This is a genomic window from Rhodococcus sp. JCM 9793 (assembly GCF_055380405.1).
The window spans coordinates 315,000-329,545 of sequence record NZ_AP043721.1 but is presented as its reverse complement, the minus strand read 5'-3'; the positions used below and the strand labels follow the sequence as shown (position 1 = coordinate 329,545).

The 14,546-nt window shown below is 65.3% G+C and carries 16 protein-coding genes; 8 read left to right on the top strand and 8 right to left on the bottom strand.

Going from position 1 to position 14,546, the window contains the following annotated elements; genetic code table 11:
* Positions 1 to 22: 22 nt before the first annotated feature.
* From ACZ46K_RS03625 to ACZ46K_RS03615, 3 genes are read left to right on the top strand one after another with little or no spacing between them, the layout of a single operon-like run.
* Positions 23 to 700 (top strand): hypothetical protein, encoded by a 678-nt coding sequence (locus ACZ46K_RS03625; RefSeq protein WP_054807593.1) that lies wholly within the window; start codon positions 23 to 25, stop codon positions 698 to 700.
* Positions 701 to 737: 37 nt separating this feature from the next.
* Complete coding sequence (gene pheA, locus ACZ46K_RS03620; RefSeq protein WP_464746718.1) at positions 738 to 1,670, top strand: prephenate dehydratase; 933 nt, start codon at positions 738 to 740, stop codon at positions 1,668 to 1,670.
* Positions 1,667 to 2,329: a histidine phosphatase family protein gene (locus ACZ46K_RS03615; RefSeq protein ID WP_464746716.1), complete on the top strand. Its 663-nt coding sequence runs from the start codon at positions 1,667 to 1,669 to the stop codon at positions 2,327 to 2,329. The genes pheA and ACZ46K_RS03615 overlap by 4 nt, the downstream gene beginning before the upstream one ends.
* Positions 2,330 to 2,351: 22 nt before the next feature.
* Here ACZ46K_RS03615 and ACZ46K_RS03610 read toward each other — a convergent pair whose 3' ends face one another.
* Entirely contained in the window at positions 2,352 to 2,972 is a 621-nt protein-coding gene (locus ACZ46K_RS03610; protein WP_054807180.1) for a TetR/AcrR family transcriptional regulator, read from the bottom strand.
* 135 nt (positions 2,973 to 3,107) lie between these two features.
* On the opposite strand from ACZ46K_RS03610, the gene ACZ46K_RS03605 reads away from it, so the two are divergent.
* The 3 genes from ACZ46K_RS03605 to ACZ46K_RS03595 all read left to right on the top strand — a co-directional run bounded on the left by ACZ46K_RS03605 (position 3,108) and on the right by ACZ46K_RS03595 (position 5,572).
* Positions 3,108 to 3,350: a ferredoxin gene (locus ACZ46K_RS03605; protein WP_054807179.1), complete on the top strand. Its 243-nt coding sequence runs from the start codon at positions 3,108 to 3,110 to the stop codon at positions 3,348 to 3,350.
* 4 nt (positions 3,351 to 3,354) lie between these two features.
* Positions 3,355 to 4,638 (top strand): cytochrome P450, encoded by a 1,284-nt coding sequence (locus tag ACZ46K_RS03600; protein WP_054810404.1) that lies wholly within the window; start codon positions 3,355 to 3,357, stop codon positions 4,636 to 4,638.
* A gap of 94 nt (positions 4,639 to 4,732) precedes the next feature.
* A complete protein-coding gene (locus ACZ46K_RS03595) occupies positions 4,733 to 5,572 on the top strand; it encodes a mycofactocin-coupled SDR family oxidoreductase (RefSeq protein ID WP_464746714.1) in 840 nt (279 codons plus the stop codon).
* A 43-nt stretch (positions 5,573 to 5,615) separates the two neighbouring features.
* On the opposite strand, the gene ACZ46K_RS03590 is transcribed toward ACZ46K_RS03595, so the two are convergent.
* A complete protein-coding gene (locus ACZ46K_RS03590; RefSeq protein WP_054807178.1) occupies positions 5,616 to 6,572 on the bottom strand; it encodes a GlxA family transcriptional regulator in 957 nt (318 codons plus the stop codon).
* Positions 6,573 to 6,676: 104 nt separating this feature from the next.
* Between ACZ46K_RS03590 and ACZ46K_RS03585 the strand changes: the two genes are divergently transcribed.
* The gene (locus ACZ46K_RS03585; protein WP_054807181.1) at positions 6,677 to 7,315 is read left to right on the top strand and encodes an HD domain-containing protein; all 639 of its coding nucleotides are present in this window, start codon (positions 6,677 to 6,679) and stop codon (positions 7,313 to 7,315) included.
* Positions 7,316 to 7,597: 282 nt separating this feature from the next.
* On the opposite strand, the gene ACZ46K_RS03580 is transcribed toward ACZ46K_RS03585, so the two are convergent.
* Positions 7,598 to 8,080 carry an Lrp/AsnC family transcriptional regulator gene (locus tag ACZ46K_RS03580; RefSeq protein WP_464746712.1) on the bottom strand — a complete coding sequence of 161 codons (483 nt, stop codon included), beginning with the start codon at positions 8,078 to 8,080 and terminating at the stop codon, positions 7,598 to 7,600.
* 35 nt (positions 8,081 to 8,115) lie between these two features.
* Positions 8,116 to 8,781, bottom strand: coding sequence for a FadR/GntR family transcriptional regulator (locus tag ACZ46K_RS03575; protein WP_464746710.1), 666 nt, complete (start codon positions 8,779 to 8,781; stop codon positions 8,116 to 8,118).
* A gap of 11 nt (positions 8,782 to 8,792) precedes the next feature.
* Here ACZ46K_RS03575 and ACZ46K_RS03570 point away from each other — a divergent pair, with 11 nt between their 5' ends.
* Positions 8,793 to 10,010 carry an MFS transporter gene (locus ACZ46K_RS03570; RefSeq protein WP_054810403.1) on the top strand — a complete coding sequence of 406 codons (1,218 nt, stop codon included), beginning with the start codon at positions 8,793 to 8,795 and terminating at the stop codon, positions 10,008 to 10,010.
* Here ACZ46K_RS03570 and ACZ46K_RS03565 read toward each other — a convergent pair.
* The 4 genes from ACZ46K_RS03565 to ACZ46K_RS03550 are packed head-to-tail and all read right to left on the bottom strand — an operon-like array spanning position 9,947 to position 14,535.
* Entirely contained in the window at positions 9,947 to 11,857 is a 1,911-nt protein-coding gene (locus ACZ46K_RS03565) for a bifunctional sugar phosphate isomerase/epimerase/4-hydroxyphenylpyruvate dioxygenase family protein (RefSeq protein ID WP_464746708.1), read from the bottom strand. The genes ACZ46K_RS03570 and ACZ46K_RS03565 overlap by 64 nt on opposite strands.
* Positions 11,857 to 12,723: a shikimate dehydrogenase gene (locus tag ACZ46K_RS03560; RefSeq protein WP_054807540.1), complete on the bottom strand. Its 867-nt coding sequence runs from the start codon at positions 12,721 to 12,723 to the stop codon at positions 11,857 to 11,859. Before ACZ46K_RS03560 ends, ACZ46K_RS03565 begins: the two co-directional genes overlap by 1 nt.
* On the bottom strand, positions 12,710 to 13,180 hold the full coding sequence (aroQ, locus tag ACZ46K_RS03555; RefSeq protein ID WP_054807541.1) for a type II 3-dehydroquinate dehydratase: 471 nt from the start codon (positions 13,178 to 13,180) through the stop codon (positions 12,710 to 12,712). The genes ACZ46K_RS03560 and aroQ overlap by 14 nt, the downstream gene beginning before the upstream one ends.
* Positions 13,177 to 14,535 (bottom strand): MFS transporter, encoded by a 1,359-nt coding sequence (locus ACZ46K_RS03550; protein WP_464746706.1) that lies wholly within the window; start codon positions 14,533 to 14,535, stop codon positions 13,177 to 13,179. Before ACZ46K_RS03550 ends, aroQ begins: the two co-directional genes overlap by 4 nt.
* Between the last annotated feature and the right edge of the window lie 11 nt (positions 14,536 to 14,546).

The following is a 14,546-nucleotide window of genomic DNA, read 5'->3' as shown; positions in this document are numbered from 1 at the left end:
GTCGATCCCACTTCCCCTCGGAATGCCGCCATCGCGGGAAGAGCCGCGCGGATTGCTCGACGCACTTCTCGCTCGTCGCCACGACACGATGGACTCTGCGCTCGAGTCGTCCGGGCAGGCTCTTGCAGCGCCGATCGTTCCCGCGACCTCGGTCATCGCCATTCCCGGTCGCGACATCGTCGTCGAACTCGACGTGTCCGCCGAAGCGCCGTCGCCCGCGGGCCGGCGACCCGTCCGCTACCAACTCGACTGTTCACCCGACGACCTCGACGACGTGCTTGCGTTCACCGCTCCGGCACCGCTGGCGGTCTACGTGCAGGTCGACGACCCGGTTCTTGCCGATGCAGCCCTCGCCGACACGGCCCGCGCACTGACCGAGGCCGGGCACATTCCAGGGTTGCCGACCGGCCACGGTCCGGGCGCCGTGGCGGATTTCCTCGCCGTGCTCGCACACGCCGACACCGGCTTCGTCGCCCGTGCAGAAACAGCCTCCGACGTGCTTGCGCTGCTCTCCGGCACGGCGGCGGCACTGAGTGGATTCGACGTCCGCGACGCCCTGGTAGCACCCGACGCCGATCGCCTGGGTCGCTTGATCCCCGAGGCGGCCGAAGCGTTGCGCGAGATCCTGCTCGCCGTCGAGGTCGACGACCCCGACGCGGTGCTGAGTGGGTTACGAGAGGCAGGTCTCACCTCGCGCTGAGGCGGTTCACCTTTCCGACGCATCCAGGAAAGGGACGATGCGTAATCTGGAAGCCGTGCCTCGTATCGCGTATTTCGGCCCGACCGGAACTTTCACCGAAATGGCCCTCGCCCGTTTCGAGGACCTGGGTGTCTTCGCCGAAGCCGTCGAGCGTGTCGCGGCGGCCAGCCCGCCGGCCACGCTGCAGTTGCTGCGCGACGGTGAGGTGGACGCCGCGGTCGTTCCGATCGAGAGTTCCGTCGAAGGGTCTGTGCCTCCGACGATGGATGCGCTCTCGATGGGGCCTCGCTTGCAGATCGTGGCGGAGACCGAACTCGACATCGCGTTCACTGTCGTGGTGCGCTCGGGGATGGCATTCGACAAGATCGAGACCATCGGCGCGTACCCGGTGGCGGCGGCTCAGGTTCGGCAGTGGGTCAGCGACACGTTGCCGAACGCCACGATCGTGACCGCATCTTCCAATGCGGGTGCGGCCGAGGACGTGGAGGCAGGCAAGGTCGATGCGGGAGTGTCGACCGCACTCGCCGGTGAACGACTGGGTCTCGAGGTCTTCGCGGATGGCGTCGCGGACTTCGCGGGCGCCCGAACACGTTTCGTCCTCGTCACTCGTCCGGCGCCGGTGCCGAAACGCACCGGTCGCGACCGCACCTCGGTGATCCTGCAGCTTCCCCACGAGCCAGGGTCGCTGGTCCGTGCGATGACGGAGTTCGCGACGCGCGGCATCGACCTGACCCGTATCGAGTCGCGCCCCACGCGAAAGGAATACGGCACCTATTTCTTCCACTTGGACTGTGTGGGGCACATCGACGACGCGCTCGTCGCGGAAGCACTCAAGGCACTTCACCGTTTCGCCCAGGTGCGGTTCCTCGGTTCGTGGGCGGCAGTGTCCGAGCCCGGCGTCGCCCCGGTGTCGGACGACGACGATGCACAGTGGCTGGAGCAATTGCGGCGCGGAGAGGAAATCAGTTGAACGGGAAATTGATCCTGGCACGGCACGGCCAGACGGTGGCGAATGTGGAGAAGCGACTCGACACGAAGCTTCCCGGCGCGGAGTTGACCGAACTCGGTGTCATGCAGGCGAAGACACTCGGTAAGAACCTCATCGAGCGCGCACCGGCGCTGCTCGTGTCGTCGCAGGCGGTCCGTGCCAAGCAGACCGCGCTGCACGCGTCCGAGCCGGTCGGATTGCAGGCGTCTGCCCGCGAGGGGCTGCACGAGGTGCAGGTCGGAGAGCTCGAAGACCGCACGGATGAAGAGTCGCACGCGATGTTCGTGAAGGTCTACCAAGCGTGGCACGAGGGAGACCTCCGCGCGAGGGTCCCAGGCGGCGAGACCGCATTCGACGTTCTCGACCGATTCGTACCGGTGCTCGACGAGTTGCGCGCCGACTACCTCGAGGCGGGATCGGGCGACATCGTCGTGGTCAGCCATGGTGCCGCGATCCGTCTCGTCGCGTCGTACCTCGGCAAGGTGCCCGGCGGTTTCGCGAGCGGCAACCACCTGGCCAACACCGACACCGTCGAACTCGTGCCGGTACCCGGCGGCGGGTGGGAGTGCGTGCGGTGGGCGGCGGTCCACGCACCGTTCCGCGACACCGCGCGCGCCGGGGCCGACGACCCGATGGGCTGATACTCGCCGAAAGCGATCATGATCACTCGCTTCGAGGCGCGAACTCGGAGGTCGCGCCTCGAAGCGAGGCCTGGTAGCCGGTCGTCAGCCAGAAGACGGTGCGATCGATCGTGGGCACGATGTCGGTGATCTCGATGTGCCCTTCGCGGCAGCGCCCGACCAGACCGTAGATGACGCTCGACAGAATCGATGTCGCCTCCGCGACGAATTCCGGGTCCACGTCGGACAGAACTGCCATGCCGACGGGCACGACAGAATCGAAGCCGCGCACGGCGAGAGTTTCGCCCCCCGGTGCAGAGCGCACGCGGAAATACGCGAAGAGCATCTCCGGATGCTGTTCCCAAGGCTCGAAGATCGCACGGATCACCCGCATCATCGCCGGGTGCAGGGGCTCGCTCGGATCGCGACTCTGCGTCACGATCCCGGAGTAATTCGCGTTCATCCAATGTTCGATCGCGGCAAGGATCAACTCTTCCCGCGTGGCGTACCGCTTGTAGATGGTCGACAACGAGGTGCGGGCCCGACGCGCCACCTCGCGTAGCTGCACCGCGTCGTAGCCCTCGTTCTCGAGAAGGTCGACGACGGTGGTCAGAAGTCGCTCCCGGGTCGGATCGACCGCGCCGGCCGAATCATTGTTCTCCATGTTCGCGAATTTCCTTGCCGTATGAGGATAACGGGGTTATCGTCTCGTCAGTAACGTTGTTACTCAGCCTACCCCGGCACGCGGACATGGTCCGTTGTGCCGTCGGAACCCGACCTCTTCCCTGGGGAGTGCCCGATGACGGGATCGACGAAGCGACTGCACATCGATCGCGAGATGTGCGAAGCCCATGCCCTGTGTATCGAGATCGCACCGGAGATCTTCGAACTCCCGGACGACGACATCGCAACCTGCGACGAACACCCACCGGAAGCGCTGTGGTCCAAAGCGCACTCCGCAGCCAGCGCGTGCCCGCGCCAGGCCATCAGCATCACCGAGGACGTGCCTGTCGCGTCACCTCGTTCACCGAAAGGCCCGTGATTCGATGACCGATCTCGCATCAGCCGACTACTTCTCCGACGGAGAGCTTGCGCAGAACCCCTTCGAGTACTTCGACGACCTCCGAAGCCGGAACCCGGTCTTCCGCGAGCCGAACTACGGCGTGGTGGTCGTCACCGGCTACCAGGAGGTGGTCGAAGGTTTCAAGAACTCCGACGCGCTCTCGGCCGTCAACGCAATCGGCGGGCCGTTTCCGCCGTTGCCGTTCGAGCCTGAAGGTGACGACATCACCGAGCAGATCGAAGCGCACCGTCACCTGTTTCCGATCTCCGAACACATGGTGGTGATGGATCCCCCCGAGCACACACGGGCACGATCCCTGCTGGGCCGACTCCTCACTCCGAAGCGGCTGAAAGAGAACGAGGAGTACCTGTGGACTCTCGCAGATCAGCAACTCGACGAGTTCATCGACAACGGTAGCTGCGAATTTCTCGGCGAGTACGCCAAACCGTTTGCGACGTTGGCCATCACGGATCTGCTCGGGGTACCGGAGGGAGACCGTGAAGAGTTTCGCCGAGCTCTGGGCGCTGGCGAACGCCCCGGCACTCGGGTGGGGTCGCTCGATCACGAGCCGGTGGGCATCAACCCGTTGGAGTATCTCGACGAGCGGTTCAGTGGCTACCTCGCTGACCGGCGGCGTGATCCTCGCGGCGACATCCTCAGCGGTCTGGCCACAGCGACGTATCCGGACGGGTCGACTCCGGAACTCATCGAGGTGGTGCGACCCGCGACCTTCCTGTTCGCCGCCGGCCAGGAAACGGTGACGAAACTCCTCAGCTCGGCGCTGCGGGTGCTCGGCGAACGCCCGGAGTACCAGAAGATGCTGCGTGAAGACCGCAGTCTCATCAAACCGTTCATGGAGGAATCGCTCCGCTTCGACAGCCCGACGAAGATCGACTTCCGCCTCGCCCGGAAGACGACGACACTCGGCGGCGTCGACATCCCTGCAGGGACGATCATCATGCTGAGCCTCGCCGGAGCGAATCGAGATCCCCGAAAGTTCGATAACCCGAACGAGTTCCGTCTCGACCGCAGGAACTCGCACGATCACATCGCATTCGGCCGAGGGCTGCACACGTGCGCAGGTGCGCCGCTCGCTCGCATGGAAGGCCAGGTGACCCTGAACCGACTTCTCGACAGGATGGACGACATCAGGATCAGCGAGGGCCGGCACGGGGCGACGGACGACCGGAGCTTCGTGTACGAGCCCACCTTCCTGCTGCGTGGTCTCGTCGATTTGCACATCGAGTTCGAGCGGATCTTGAAATAGGCCCGATCCTCTTGGGACAGTTCGGAAAATATGTAGACAGTTCGGATAACTCTGCACCGAGCAGTCGCTCGATGCGCAACGCGAGAGGTGGATCATGGCAGGGAGAGTTGAAGGAAAGGTCGCGCTCGTCACTGGGGCGGCTCGTGGTCAGGGGCGTAGTCACGCGGTGCGGCTCGCGCAGGAAGGCGCGGATATCATCGCGCTCGACATCTGCGGTCCGATCCGGGAGAACGCGCAGATCGCCCCGGCAACACCGGAAGACATGGCCGAAACGGTCGAGCTGGTCAAGGGTTTCAACCGTCGGATCGTGACGCTCGAAACCGACGTCCGTGACTTCGACGCGGTGAAGGCCGCGGTGGACGCCGGCGTCGAGCAGTTGGGTCGACTCGATATCATCGTGGCCAACGCCGGAATCGGAACCGGTGGTACACCACTGCACGAGACCGACGAGTTCGACTGGCAGGAAATGCAGGACATCAATCTCTCGGGCGTGTGGAAGTCGGTGAAAGCCGGTGTACCCCACATGATCGCGGGAGGCCAAGGTGGCTCGATCGTCCTGACGAGTTCGGTGGGGGGATTGAAGGCCCATCCCAATATGGGTCCGTACATTGCCGCGAAGCACGGCGTGGTCGGATTGATGCGCTCGTTCGCTGTCGAACTGGGGCAGCACTTCATTCGCGTCAACACCGTTCACCCCACGAACGTGAACACGCCGATGTTCATGAACGAGGGCGCGATGAAGATGTTCCGCCCCGACCTCGAGAACCCGGGCCCGGAAGATATGAAGGTGGTTGCGCAGCTCATGCATGTGCTGCCGATCGGCTGGGTCGAACCCGAGGACATCAGCAATGCGGTGTTGTTCTTGGCATCCGACGAATCCCGTTACGTCACAGGGCTCACCCTGTCGGTCGACGCGGGAAGTGCACTCAAATAACGCCCAACTCGGCGCCGGGTCCTGCTCCTGCTTCAGCGGGATGTCAGGCTCCGGCGCCTGCCGTGGTGAACCGTTGCCGGAACGTCGTCGGTGTGAGGCCGAGGTGGCGCGCGAAGACTCGCCGGAGGGTTTCGTCACTACCGAATCCGCTGCACTGAGCCGCCGACGTGACGTTGTGTCCGTCGAGGAGGAGCTGCTGGGCGTAGTCGAGGCGCACGCGCTCGACCCAGCGCGCCGGTGTGGTGCCGAGTTCGGTCCGGAACAGCCGGGTCAGATGGCGGGTGCTGACCGCGGCGGTGCGGGCCATGGCGGGTATCGCGTGATCCGCGGTGGGGTCCGCGGAGACGGACTCGAGCACTGTCCGCAGGGCGTTGTTGCGCGAAGGCGGAATGGTCGCGGTGGTGAACTGTGACTGCCCGCCGGGTCGTCGGAGGAAGACCACCAATTCCCGGGCGATGCTGCGCGCAACTTCGGCGCCGTGATCGTCCTCGACGAGTGCCAGAGCCAGGTCGATGCCGGCGCTGATACCGGCCGAAGTGACGAATTGCCCGTCCCGAATATGAATCGCGTCGGGCTCGACGCGTATCCGGGGGTGGCGACGGGCGAGAGTGGCAGCGTGACGCCAGTGGGTCGTTGCCCGGTGCCCGTCGAGCAGGCCCAGTTCCGCCAGCAGGAACGCCCCTGTGCACACCGATGCGACCCGTGTCGCTCGATTGATCACCGCATCGGTCATCTCCAGCAGCGCGCCCTCGATCGGCTGTTCTACGAGCCGCTCGCCTCCGGCGATGAGCGCCGTATCGATCCGGCCTGCTGCGCTCACCTGGACCGTGCCGCCCATCGGCATGCCTGTCGCCGTGGCCACTGTGCCTCCGTCAGGCGAGATCAGGACCAGTTCGTAGCGGTGGCCGAGCCGGCCCGCCTGGTGCAGCACCTCCGCGGGGCCGGTCACGTCGAGCATGGTGACACCGTCGAAGACCACGAAACCCACGCGATGAGTCATGTCTGAATCTGTGGTTTCTCTGTCTTGAAGGACATGGCGTCATGGTACGTGTTCGGGAAGTCTGGACTCGGGAAGCCAAACCGAGAAGCAGGAGAGGGATGACGATGGTCGAGTCGATTGCAGGAGTTCGGATACCGGACAGCATCCTTGCGCGTGAGGCGACCGAAGTGGTCCGTGATGCCGCATCGCCGCTGCTGTTCGATCATTCACGGCGCGTATTCGTGTGGGGGTCGCTGCGCGGCCTCGAACAGGGCATCGAGTTCGATCCCGAACTGCTGTACGTCGGGGCGATGTTCCACGACCTCGGGCTGACCGAGAAATTCGGTCGCACCGACCAGCGTTTCGAGATCGACGGTGCCGACGAGGCGCGGAAGTTTCTGAACTCGCACGGCATCACCGGTGAGGCCGCCGACCGCGTATGGACGGCGATCGCCCTGCACACCACCCCGGAGATCCCACTGCACATGGCTCCCGAGATCGCCCTTGTCACCAGGGGAGTGGAGTTGGACGTGTTGGGCATCGGGTACGACGCGGTGTCCGACGAGCAACGCGACGCCGTCGTGAAGGCTCACCCGCGCCCCGACTTCAAGAACCGGATCCTCGCCGCATTCACCGACGGCATCAAGGACCGTCCGGAGACGGCTTTCGGCAACGTCAAGGCCGACGTGCTAGCCCATTACGTACCCGGATTCGTGCGTGGCGACTTCGTCGAAGTCATCAAGAACTCCGACTGGTCCGAATAGTCAGAGACACTCCGTACTCGGTTACGACGTGTGTTGTGCTGCGCCCGGTCGCGATTTCGGGTGTAGTGGTGCATCGCACGGAGCGGTCGGTCAGGCAGCAAGGTGCTGTTCGGTGACCTGCACGTCGTTCTCGTCGAACTCGTACTTCTCCGGTTTCGTCGTCATCTGCTGCAGCGAGCTGATCGGTCGGTCGGTGTGGAGCACCGCACGGCTTCAACAATCTGCACGCGAGGAAGGCTGCAAGTGTGAGTGGCGTGAGCAGAATGCCTATCCGGCTCGGGCTCAGGAGCGTTCGGCGATCTGGGACAGGAGGGGCGTCAGCCGGTAGTCGAGCAACTGTCGCATCACGAGCGAAGTCGTGGTCTGTTCGACGCCGTCGATGTCGAGGATGCGCCCGGCGATGCGGTAGAGGTCGTCGGCGTCGCGAGCGACGACATGGACGAGAAGGTCGGTGACACCGCTGAGCCCGTGTACCTCGACGACCTCGGGGACCCCGTCGAGGGCATCGGCGATCTGCGAGAGCTTGCGCTGGGCGACGTTGGTGAGGATGAATGCGGTCAGCGGATATCCGAGCGCGCCGGGATCGATGCGGCGTTCGAACGAATGAAGCACACCTCGCTGTTCGAGCTTGCTCAAGCGGGCCTGGACGGTATTTCGGGACAGTCCGGTCACGTCGGCCAGGGCGATGACGGTGGCTCGAGGTTCCGCGGTCAGGGCGGTGAGGATCTTTGCATCGATCGGATCGATGACGGTCTTGCTCGGCATTCTGCCAACCTCCAGTAGACGCGGACGGACCACCCTCATTCCATCACTTCGGCGAAGAGTGCTCGTGCAGCTGCCGTCGCGGCGGCCTCGTCGCCCTCGATCACCGCGGTCACCAGGGCGGTGTGCTCGTAGTGGAATCCTCGTCCGGTCGTGTGGACGTGCCGATCGACGGTCTGCCGGATCGAGGGCAGCAGCGAATCGTAGAACTCGAGGTACACGGCGTTGTGACTGGCTTCGACGATGGCCCGGTGGAGCGCGATGTCTGCTTCGACCGCGGCACCGGTGTCGGATTCGGCGAATCGGTTGTCGCGTTCGGTGAGCAGTTTCTCGAGGCGCGCGACATCGCCGGAAGTGCGCCGGCGCGCCGCGAGGACGGCCGCGGTGACGTCGAGTGTCTGCCGTAGTTCCTGCACGTCGCGCTCGTGCGCGGTCGCGAAGTACTTGCCGAGGGTGCCGCCTATGTCGGAGGTCGCGACGACGTAGGTACCCGAACCTTGTCGGCGTTCGAGGAGCCCGGTGTGCACGAGTGCCTGTACGGCTTCGCGGACGGTGTTGCGACTCGTTCCGGTGAGAGCAGTCAGTTCCGGTTCGGTGGGGATCCGGTCTCCGACCGCCCAGCGACCGCCGCAGATCTCGCTGCGTAGTTGTTCGGTGACCTGCGAGATCAGGCTCGCGCGTCGGACCGGTTGTCCCAAAGTCATCCTTTCATCCTATGATTTCTGGCGTGAGTCTTCTACGCGGCCGTCTACTTGTCTTCTGTGCGATCGCGATGTCTGCACTCGTGCTCCGGCTTGCCGTCACCTCGTTCAGCCCGCTGGCATCGCAGATCCGAGAGGACATCGGCTTCTCGCCGACGATCGTGGGCGTGTTCGGCATGGTGCCGACCGCCATGTTCGCGCTCTTCGGGATCGTCACCCCCTTCCTGGCTCGGTGGTGGGGACTCGAACGGACAGCGCTGGTCGCGATGCTCATGGCAGGCATCGGCATGGCGACCCGGGCGTTCATGGACGAAACATGGTCGTTGCTCGCGCTCTCGGCACTTGCCCTCGGAGGGATGGGGATCGGCAATGTCGTCATCCCGCCGCTGGTGAAGCGGTACTTCTCCGACCGGCTCGCGCTGATGAGTTCGGTGTACATCGTCGGTGTGCAGATCGGCACGATTGCACCGGCTTTCGTCGCGGTGCCTCTTGCGGATGCGTTCGGATGGCGCGTGTCGATCGGGATCTGGGCGGTTGCGGGTTTCGCTGCGGCGGTGCCGTGGATCGGAATTCTGGCCCGCCGCCGCGGCGTCGACGCAGCGCAACAGCCCGGGACAGCAGCGCAGGCGCAGGGCAAGGCCTGGCGTTCGCCGGTGGGGTGGGGCATGGCCGGAATGTTCGGCATGACCTCACTGGTCACCTACTCGATGTTCACGTGGATCCCCGACATCCTCACCGACGCGGGTGCCACGCCCGCGTTCGGCGGTGCAATGGTGGGGCTGTTCTCCTTCATGGGGCTGGTATCGGCTTTCGGCGCCCCGTCGCTCTGCGCACGGATGCGCAACCCGTTCCCCGTCGTGCTCATCGCCGCCACGTGCTTCTTCGTTTCGTTCCTCGGGCTGTGGCTCGCTCCGATGAGCGCGCCGATCCTGTGGATCGTGTTGCTGGGTCTGGGGCCGAGCACCTTCCCCATGGCGTTGACCTTGATCAACCTTCGGACCCGCAGCCACATCGGATCCTCCGCCTTGTCGGGCTTCACGCAGGGTGTGGGCTATGCAGTCGCGTGTGTCGGTCCGTTCCTGTTCGGTGTGCTCCACGATGCCACGTCGGGATGGGGCGCGTCCTTTGCACTGCTCGGCGTGGCCGTCCTCGTACTGGTCACCGGTGGCTACCAGGCATGCAAGCCGCGCGTGCTCGAAGACAGCTGGCATGCAGTGGAGTCACGTGTGTGAGTGACCGGACGGTCTCGACGCGGAGCGGCGAGCCGGACATGAGTATTTGCTGCTCCGTATCCGTCGTAACCGCCGCGCCGCTCGAGCAGTTCGACCTGGAACCCGCCGGGGACGGGCAGCGTGTAGGCGTGGAGGAGTTCGCCGTCGCCGACCCGGTCGTACAGCAGACCGTGCTCGCGCAATGTGTCCAGCAGGGCGGGCTCGAGCATGAACCGCGCGTCGAGGTCGACGTAGTAGTTCTCCGGGGGAGTCAGGAACCGGACACCCCGAGACCTCGCGCGGCGGACTTCGGCGACGACATCGGCCGTCGCGAACGCCAGCTGCGAAATGCCGTGCTGCTGAGGAATATCCGGACCGGTTTCGGAGACGTTGAGTGCGACACGCAGATTCCCCTTGTGTGCGCGGAGTGCGCGGATCCGTAACCGGCCCTGCGGCTGGATGTACTCCTCGGGAGTTTCCGGTTCCAGTCCGAACAGGGTGCGGAAGAACGAAAGCTCCTGGTTCAGCTCGTCGGCGGGCACGGTCATGTCGACGTGGTCGAGACCGAGCCAGCCGTGCTCCTGCGCGGAGTCGCCGAGCGGGACGAAATCGGTGCGCCAGTCGTCGGTACCTCCGGGCTCCGAACTGACGAACACGTGCAGACCGGAAGGTGATGTGATGCCCGGCAGATCGGCCTCACCTGCACCGCGCGTGCGGTCGACCGCGGGCCACAGCAGAGCCGCGGCGCGTTCCGCGATGTCGGACACCGGTGGTGCGACGAGCCCCAGGGCGGTGGCGGCAGGTCCGGGCGCGGGTTGCTCGTTGAGCACTACGTCGGCGCCGCCGTTACGCCACCGGACCACCGGCTTGCTGCGATGCCGCCCGGCGATGTGGAAGCCCAGTCCCGTCAGCAGTTCGACATAGGCGGAGCCGGCCGGCGCCGCGAACTCGACGAACGCGGCATCGGTGCGCTGCGGTACGGGCGGAGCAGCGGAGATCTTCTCGCGGACCGGTCCGGACAGGCGCTCACCGAGCTGGTCTTCGAGGAAGACCAGCGATCGCATCGCGTCGCGCGCGGTCACGAACGGATCGGCCTCGCGCACCACGTCACTGAAGATCTCCAGCGACACCGGACCGGTGTACCCGGATTCGAGTACCGCGGCGACGACGCCTGCGACGTCGAGGGTGCCTTGTCCCGGGAAGCATCGGAAATGTCTGCTCCACTCGAGCACGTTCATGTCCAGCACGGGTGCGTCCGCGACCTGCAGGAATCCGATCCGGTCGCCGGGGATGCCGGTGAGTGCGGCGCCGTCGTCCCCCCGCGCCAGCATGTGGAACGTGTCGACGGCCAGGGTGATCGCCGGGTGGTCGGCGCGTTCGACGACCGCCCATGCCTGCCCGACTCGATCGATGTGCCGTCCCCACGCCAGCGCTTCGAAGGCGACGGTGACACCGAAGGACGCGGCGAGCTCTCCGACGGCGTGCAGCTGCTCGGCCGACAGATCGGTGTCGTCGACGGCATCGGGCAGAGCATTGGAACATGCAAGGAACACCGTGGCCCCGAGCTCTGTCATCACCTCGAGCTTACGTCGCACACGGTGTAGTACGGCGGGGAATCGTTCGGGAGCAACACCTTCGATGTCTCGCACCGGCTGGAACAGGTCGATCGACAGACCGAGATCGGCGCAGCGGGTAGCCACTTCGCGTGGTGAGAGCGGCGACGCGACGAGATCGTTGTCGAAGATCTCGATGCCGTCGAAACCTGCGGCGGCGATGGCCTCGAGCTTGTCGCTGAGCACACCGGACAGCGAGACGGTCGCGATGCCCTTCCGTATGCGACTGTCCTTCCGTATGTGACTGCTGTGCATCAGTGGGTCAGCTCCTCGAAGTACCGCACCATCCGCTCGGCGTCGGGGATGTGGCCGGTGAAGTACTCGAAAGCGCCGACCGCCTGGAACACCGCCATGCCGCCGCCGGGGACGACGCGGCAGCCGCGTGAGCGCGCGAGCCGGATCAGTTCGGTCTCGAGCGGGAAGTAGACGACGTCGGAGACCCACAGGTCGTCGCGGACGAGTTCGGCGGGTAGGGGCAGTCCCGGGTGTCCGGTCATGCCCGTCGGGGTTGCGTTGACGAGTCCTTGCGCGTCGCGGAGAGCTTCGGCGAGATCGTCTGTTGCGGAGACGCGCTCGTCGCCGAACCGGGTGGCCAGCCGGGTCGCGCAGTCCTTCGCTTTCTCCGTGTCGGTATCGATGATCGACACGTGTGCGGCTCCCTGATCGAGGAGTGCGTACCCCACCGCGGCTCCGGCGCCGCCTGCACCCACGAGAACCGCTCGATCGGCGAGGGCGTTGGGTAGCCTGCGGCGGAAGGCCCGTCCCCAGCCGGACCAATCGGTGTTCCTGCCGAGCGCCTTGCCGTCGCGGAAGACGACGGTGTTGACCGCGCCGAGATCGTGGGCATCGTCGGAGAGTTCGTCCAGGAGCGGGATGATGTGCTGCTTGAACGGATGAGTGATATTGAGCCCGTCGAATCCCAGGCGCTGTGCCCAGGACAGTATTTCGGGAAGGTCATCGGCGCCGAATCCGATCCGCTCGGCGTCGAGCGGCCGGTAGGTCAGATTGAATCCGGATTCGAGACCTTCTCGTTCCTGCATGGCGGGAGTGAGCGACCCGCCGATTCCGGCACCCACGAGACCGAGGAGGAACGAGGTGCGGTCGGGGCTACTGGTGGACACGGTGGATCTCCCGGTGGATGTCGAGCGAGGCAAGGCGGCGGATGGCGAATTCGTAGCCGGAGGCGCCGCAGCCGGCGATGACTGCATGAGCGACCGGTGTGACGTACGAGTGGTGTCGGAAGGGTTCGCGGGCATGAACATTGGTCAGATGGACCTCGATGATCGGTGCGACGACGGTGACCAGCGCGTCGTGCAGAGCAGCCGAGGTGTGGGTGTACGCGCCGGCGTTGACGATGAACCCGGAGGTGGTCTCGCGCACCTCGTGGACGAAGTCGATCAGGTCGCCTTCGTGGTTGGACTGCCGGAAGTCGAGGTCGTAGCCGAGTTCGTCGGCGACCCGTGCACAGAGCGCTTCGACGTCGGCGAGGGTGGCGGTGCCGTAGAGCGCGGGTTCGCGCGTGCCCAGCAGGTTGAGATTGGGGCCGTTGAGCACTGTGAAGGTAGGGCGGCCGGTCATCCTGCGACTCCGGCCGGGATGCGGGTGTCTGCGTCGGTGGTGTGTGTTTGTCCGAGGTCGCGAGTGAGCACCTTGTGGGTGGCCTTCGGGCCGGACAGGACGGCGATCAGCGAGATCAGCACGGCACCGAATGCGAACAGCGCCACGCGGTACCAGTTGTCGGCGTTGCCGCCCATCAGGGCACCGGCGATGGCGGGGGTGAATCCGGCGAGAGCGAACCCGAACTGTGTTCCGATAGCCATTCCGGAGAGCCGGACGCTGGTGGGGAAGTACTCGGCGTATGTCGAGGGCCAGCAGGCGTTCGGCATGCTGTAGATGATGCCGGCCAACAGGATGCCGGTGATCAGTATGAGCGCGACATTGCCGGTGGAGATCGACCATAGGAAGACGGTCACCATCACTGCGGTGCCGATCAGCCCGGAGATGAACACGGGTTTGCGGCCGACCCGGTCGGACAGTGAGGCCCAGAGCGGGATCGTGCCCACCGCGATGACGTTGGCGACGATCGCGAGCCACAACATGGTGGTCGAACTGATGCCGATGCCGTATTCGTCGGATGTCGCAAAGTTCAGGGCGAAGACCTGGAAGACGGTGTTGACCATTGCGATGAACGAGGCGAAGAAGACGCGCAGTACACCGCGCCAGTGGTGGCGGAACAGCAATGCCAGCGGTGCGGGCGGCACCTCGGCCTGCTTCTTCTCGGCGTGGAACTCGGGGGTCTCGTCGAGGGTGCGGCGGATGACGAACCCGACGACCAGAAGCGCGGCGCTGATCCAGAACGGGATTCGCCAGCCCCATGCGTGCAGTTGTTCGTCGGACAGCAGAGCGATGACCGGCAGGAACACCATCGGTGCCAGGACTTGGCCGCCCTGGGTGCCGCTGAGAGTCCAGCTGGTGAAGAACCCTCGACGATTGTCGGGTGCATGCTCGAATGACATCGAGTTGGCGCCGGCTTGCTCTCCCGCGGCGGAGAGTCCCTGCAGAAGCCGCAGCACCACCAGGAGCGCGGGTGCGACCAGGCCGATCTGATCGTAGGTCGGTAGGCAGCCGATGAGGAACGTCGAGACGCCCATGAGCAGCAGTGTGCCGATGAGGATCTGCTTCCGCCCGAACCGGTCGCCGATGTGGCCCATCAGGAACGATCCGAACGGCCGGGCGACGTATGCGACACCGAAGGTGGCGAGGGACGCGACGGTGGCGACGGCCTGGTTGCCTTCGGGGAAGAAGATGGTGGGGAAGACGAGAGCGGCGGCTGTGCCGTAGATCGCGAGGTCGTAGTACTCGAGAGCACTGCCACTCCACGCCGCCAACGCCGCCTTGCGCGGCGTGCGCTGCACGGTGGTCGTTTCTGCCATGGGATAGCCCT

What these genes read in the sequence shown, in the direction of transcription:
- ACZ46K_RS03605 (WP_054807179.1), top strand. Translation starts at nt 3,108, where the DNA reads ATGACGGGATCGACGAAGCGACTGCACATCGATCGCGAGATGTGCGAA.
- ACZ46K_RS03580 (WP_464746712.1), bottom strand. Translation starts at nt 8,080, where the DNA reads ATGCCGAGCAAGACCGTCATCGATCCGATCGATGCAAAGATCCTCACC.
- ACZ46K_RS03595 (WP_464746714.1), top strand. Translation starts at nt 4,733, where the DNA reads ATGGCAGGGAGAGTTGAAGGAAAGGTCGCGCTCGTCACTGGGGCGGCT.
- pheA (WP_464746718.1), top strand. Translation starts at nt 738, where the DNA reads ATGCGTAATCTGGAAGCCGTGCCTCGTATCGCGTATTTCGGCCCGACC.
- ACZ46K_RS03550 (WP_464746706.1), bottom strand. Translation starts at nt 14,535, where the DNA reads ATGGCAGAAACGACCACCGTGCAGCGCACGCCGCGCAAGGCGGCGTTG.
- ACZ46K_RS03585 (WP_054807181.1), top strand. Translation starts at nt 6,677, where the DNA reads ATGGTCGAGTCGATTGCAGGAGTTCGGATACCGGACAGCATCCTTGCG.
- ACZ46K_RS03590 (WP_054807178.1), bottom strand. Translation starts at nt 6,572, where the DNA reads ATGACTCATCGCGTGGGTTTCGTGGTCTTCGACGGTGTCACCATGCTC.
- aroQ (WP_054807541.1), bottom strand. Translation starts at nt 13,180, where the DNA reads ATGACCGGCCGCCCTACCTTCACAGTGCTCAACGGCCCCAATCTCAAC.
- ACZ46K_RS03570 (WP_054810403.1), top strand. Translation starts at nt 8,793, where the DNA reads ATGATTTCTGGCGTGAGTCTTCTACGCGGCCGTCTACTTGTCTTCTGT.
- ACZ46K_RS03610 (WP_054807180.1), bottom strand. Translation starts at nt 2,972, where the DNA reads ATGGAGAACAATGATTCGGCCGGCGCGGTCGATCCGACCCGGGAGCGA.
- ACZ46K_RS03625 (WP_054807593.1), top strand. Translation starts at nt 23, where the DNA reads ATGCCGCCATCGCGGGAAGAGCCGCGCGGATTGCTCGACGCACTTCTC.
- ACZ46K_RS03575 (WP_464746710.1), bottom strand. Translation starts at nt 8,781, where the DNA reads ATGACTTTGGGACAACCGGTCCGACGCGCGAGCCTGATCTCGCAGGTC.
- ACZ46K_RS03600 (WP_054810404.1), top strand. Translation starts at nt 3,355, where the DNA reads ATGACCGATCTCGCATCAGCCGACTACTTCTCCGACGGAGAGCTTGCG.
- ACZ46K_RS03565 (WP_464746708.1), bottom strand. Translation starts at nt 11,857, where the DNA reads ATGCACAGCAGTCACATACGGAAGGACAGTCGCATACGGAAGGGCATC.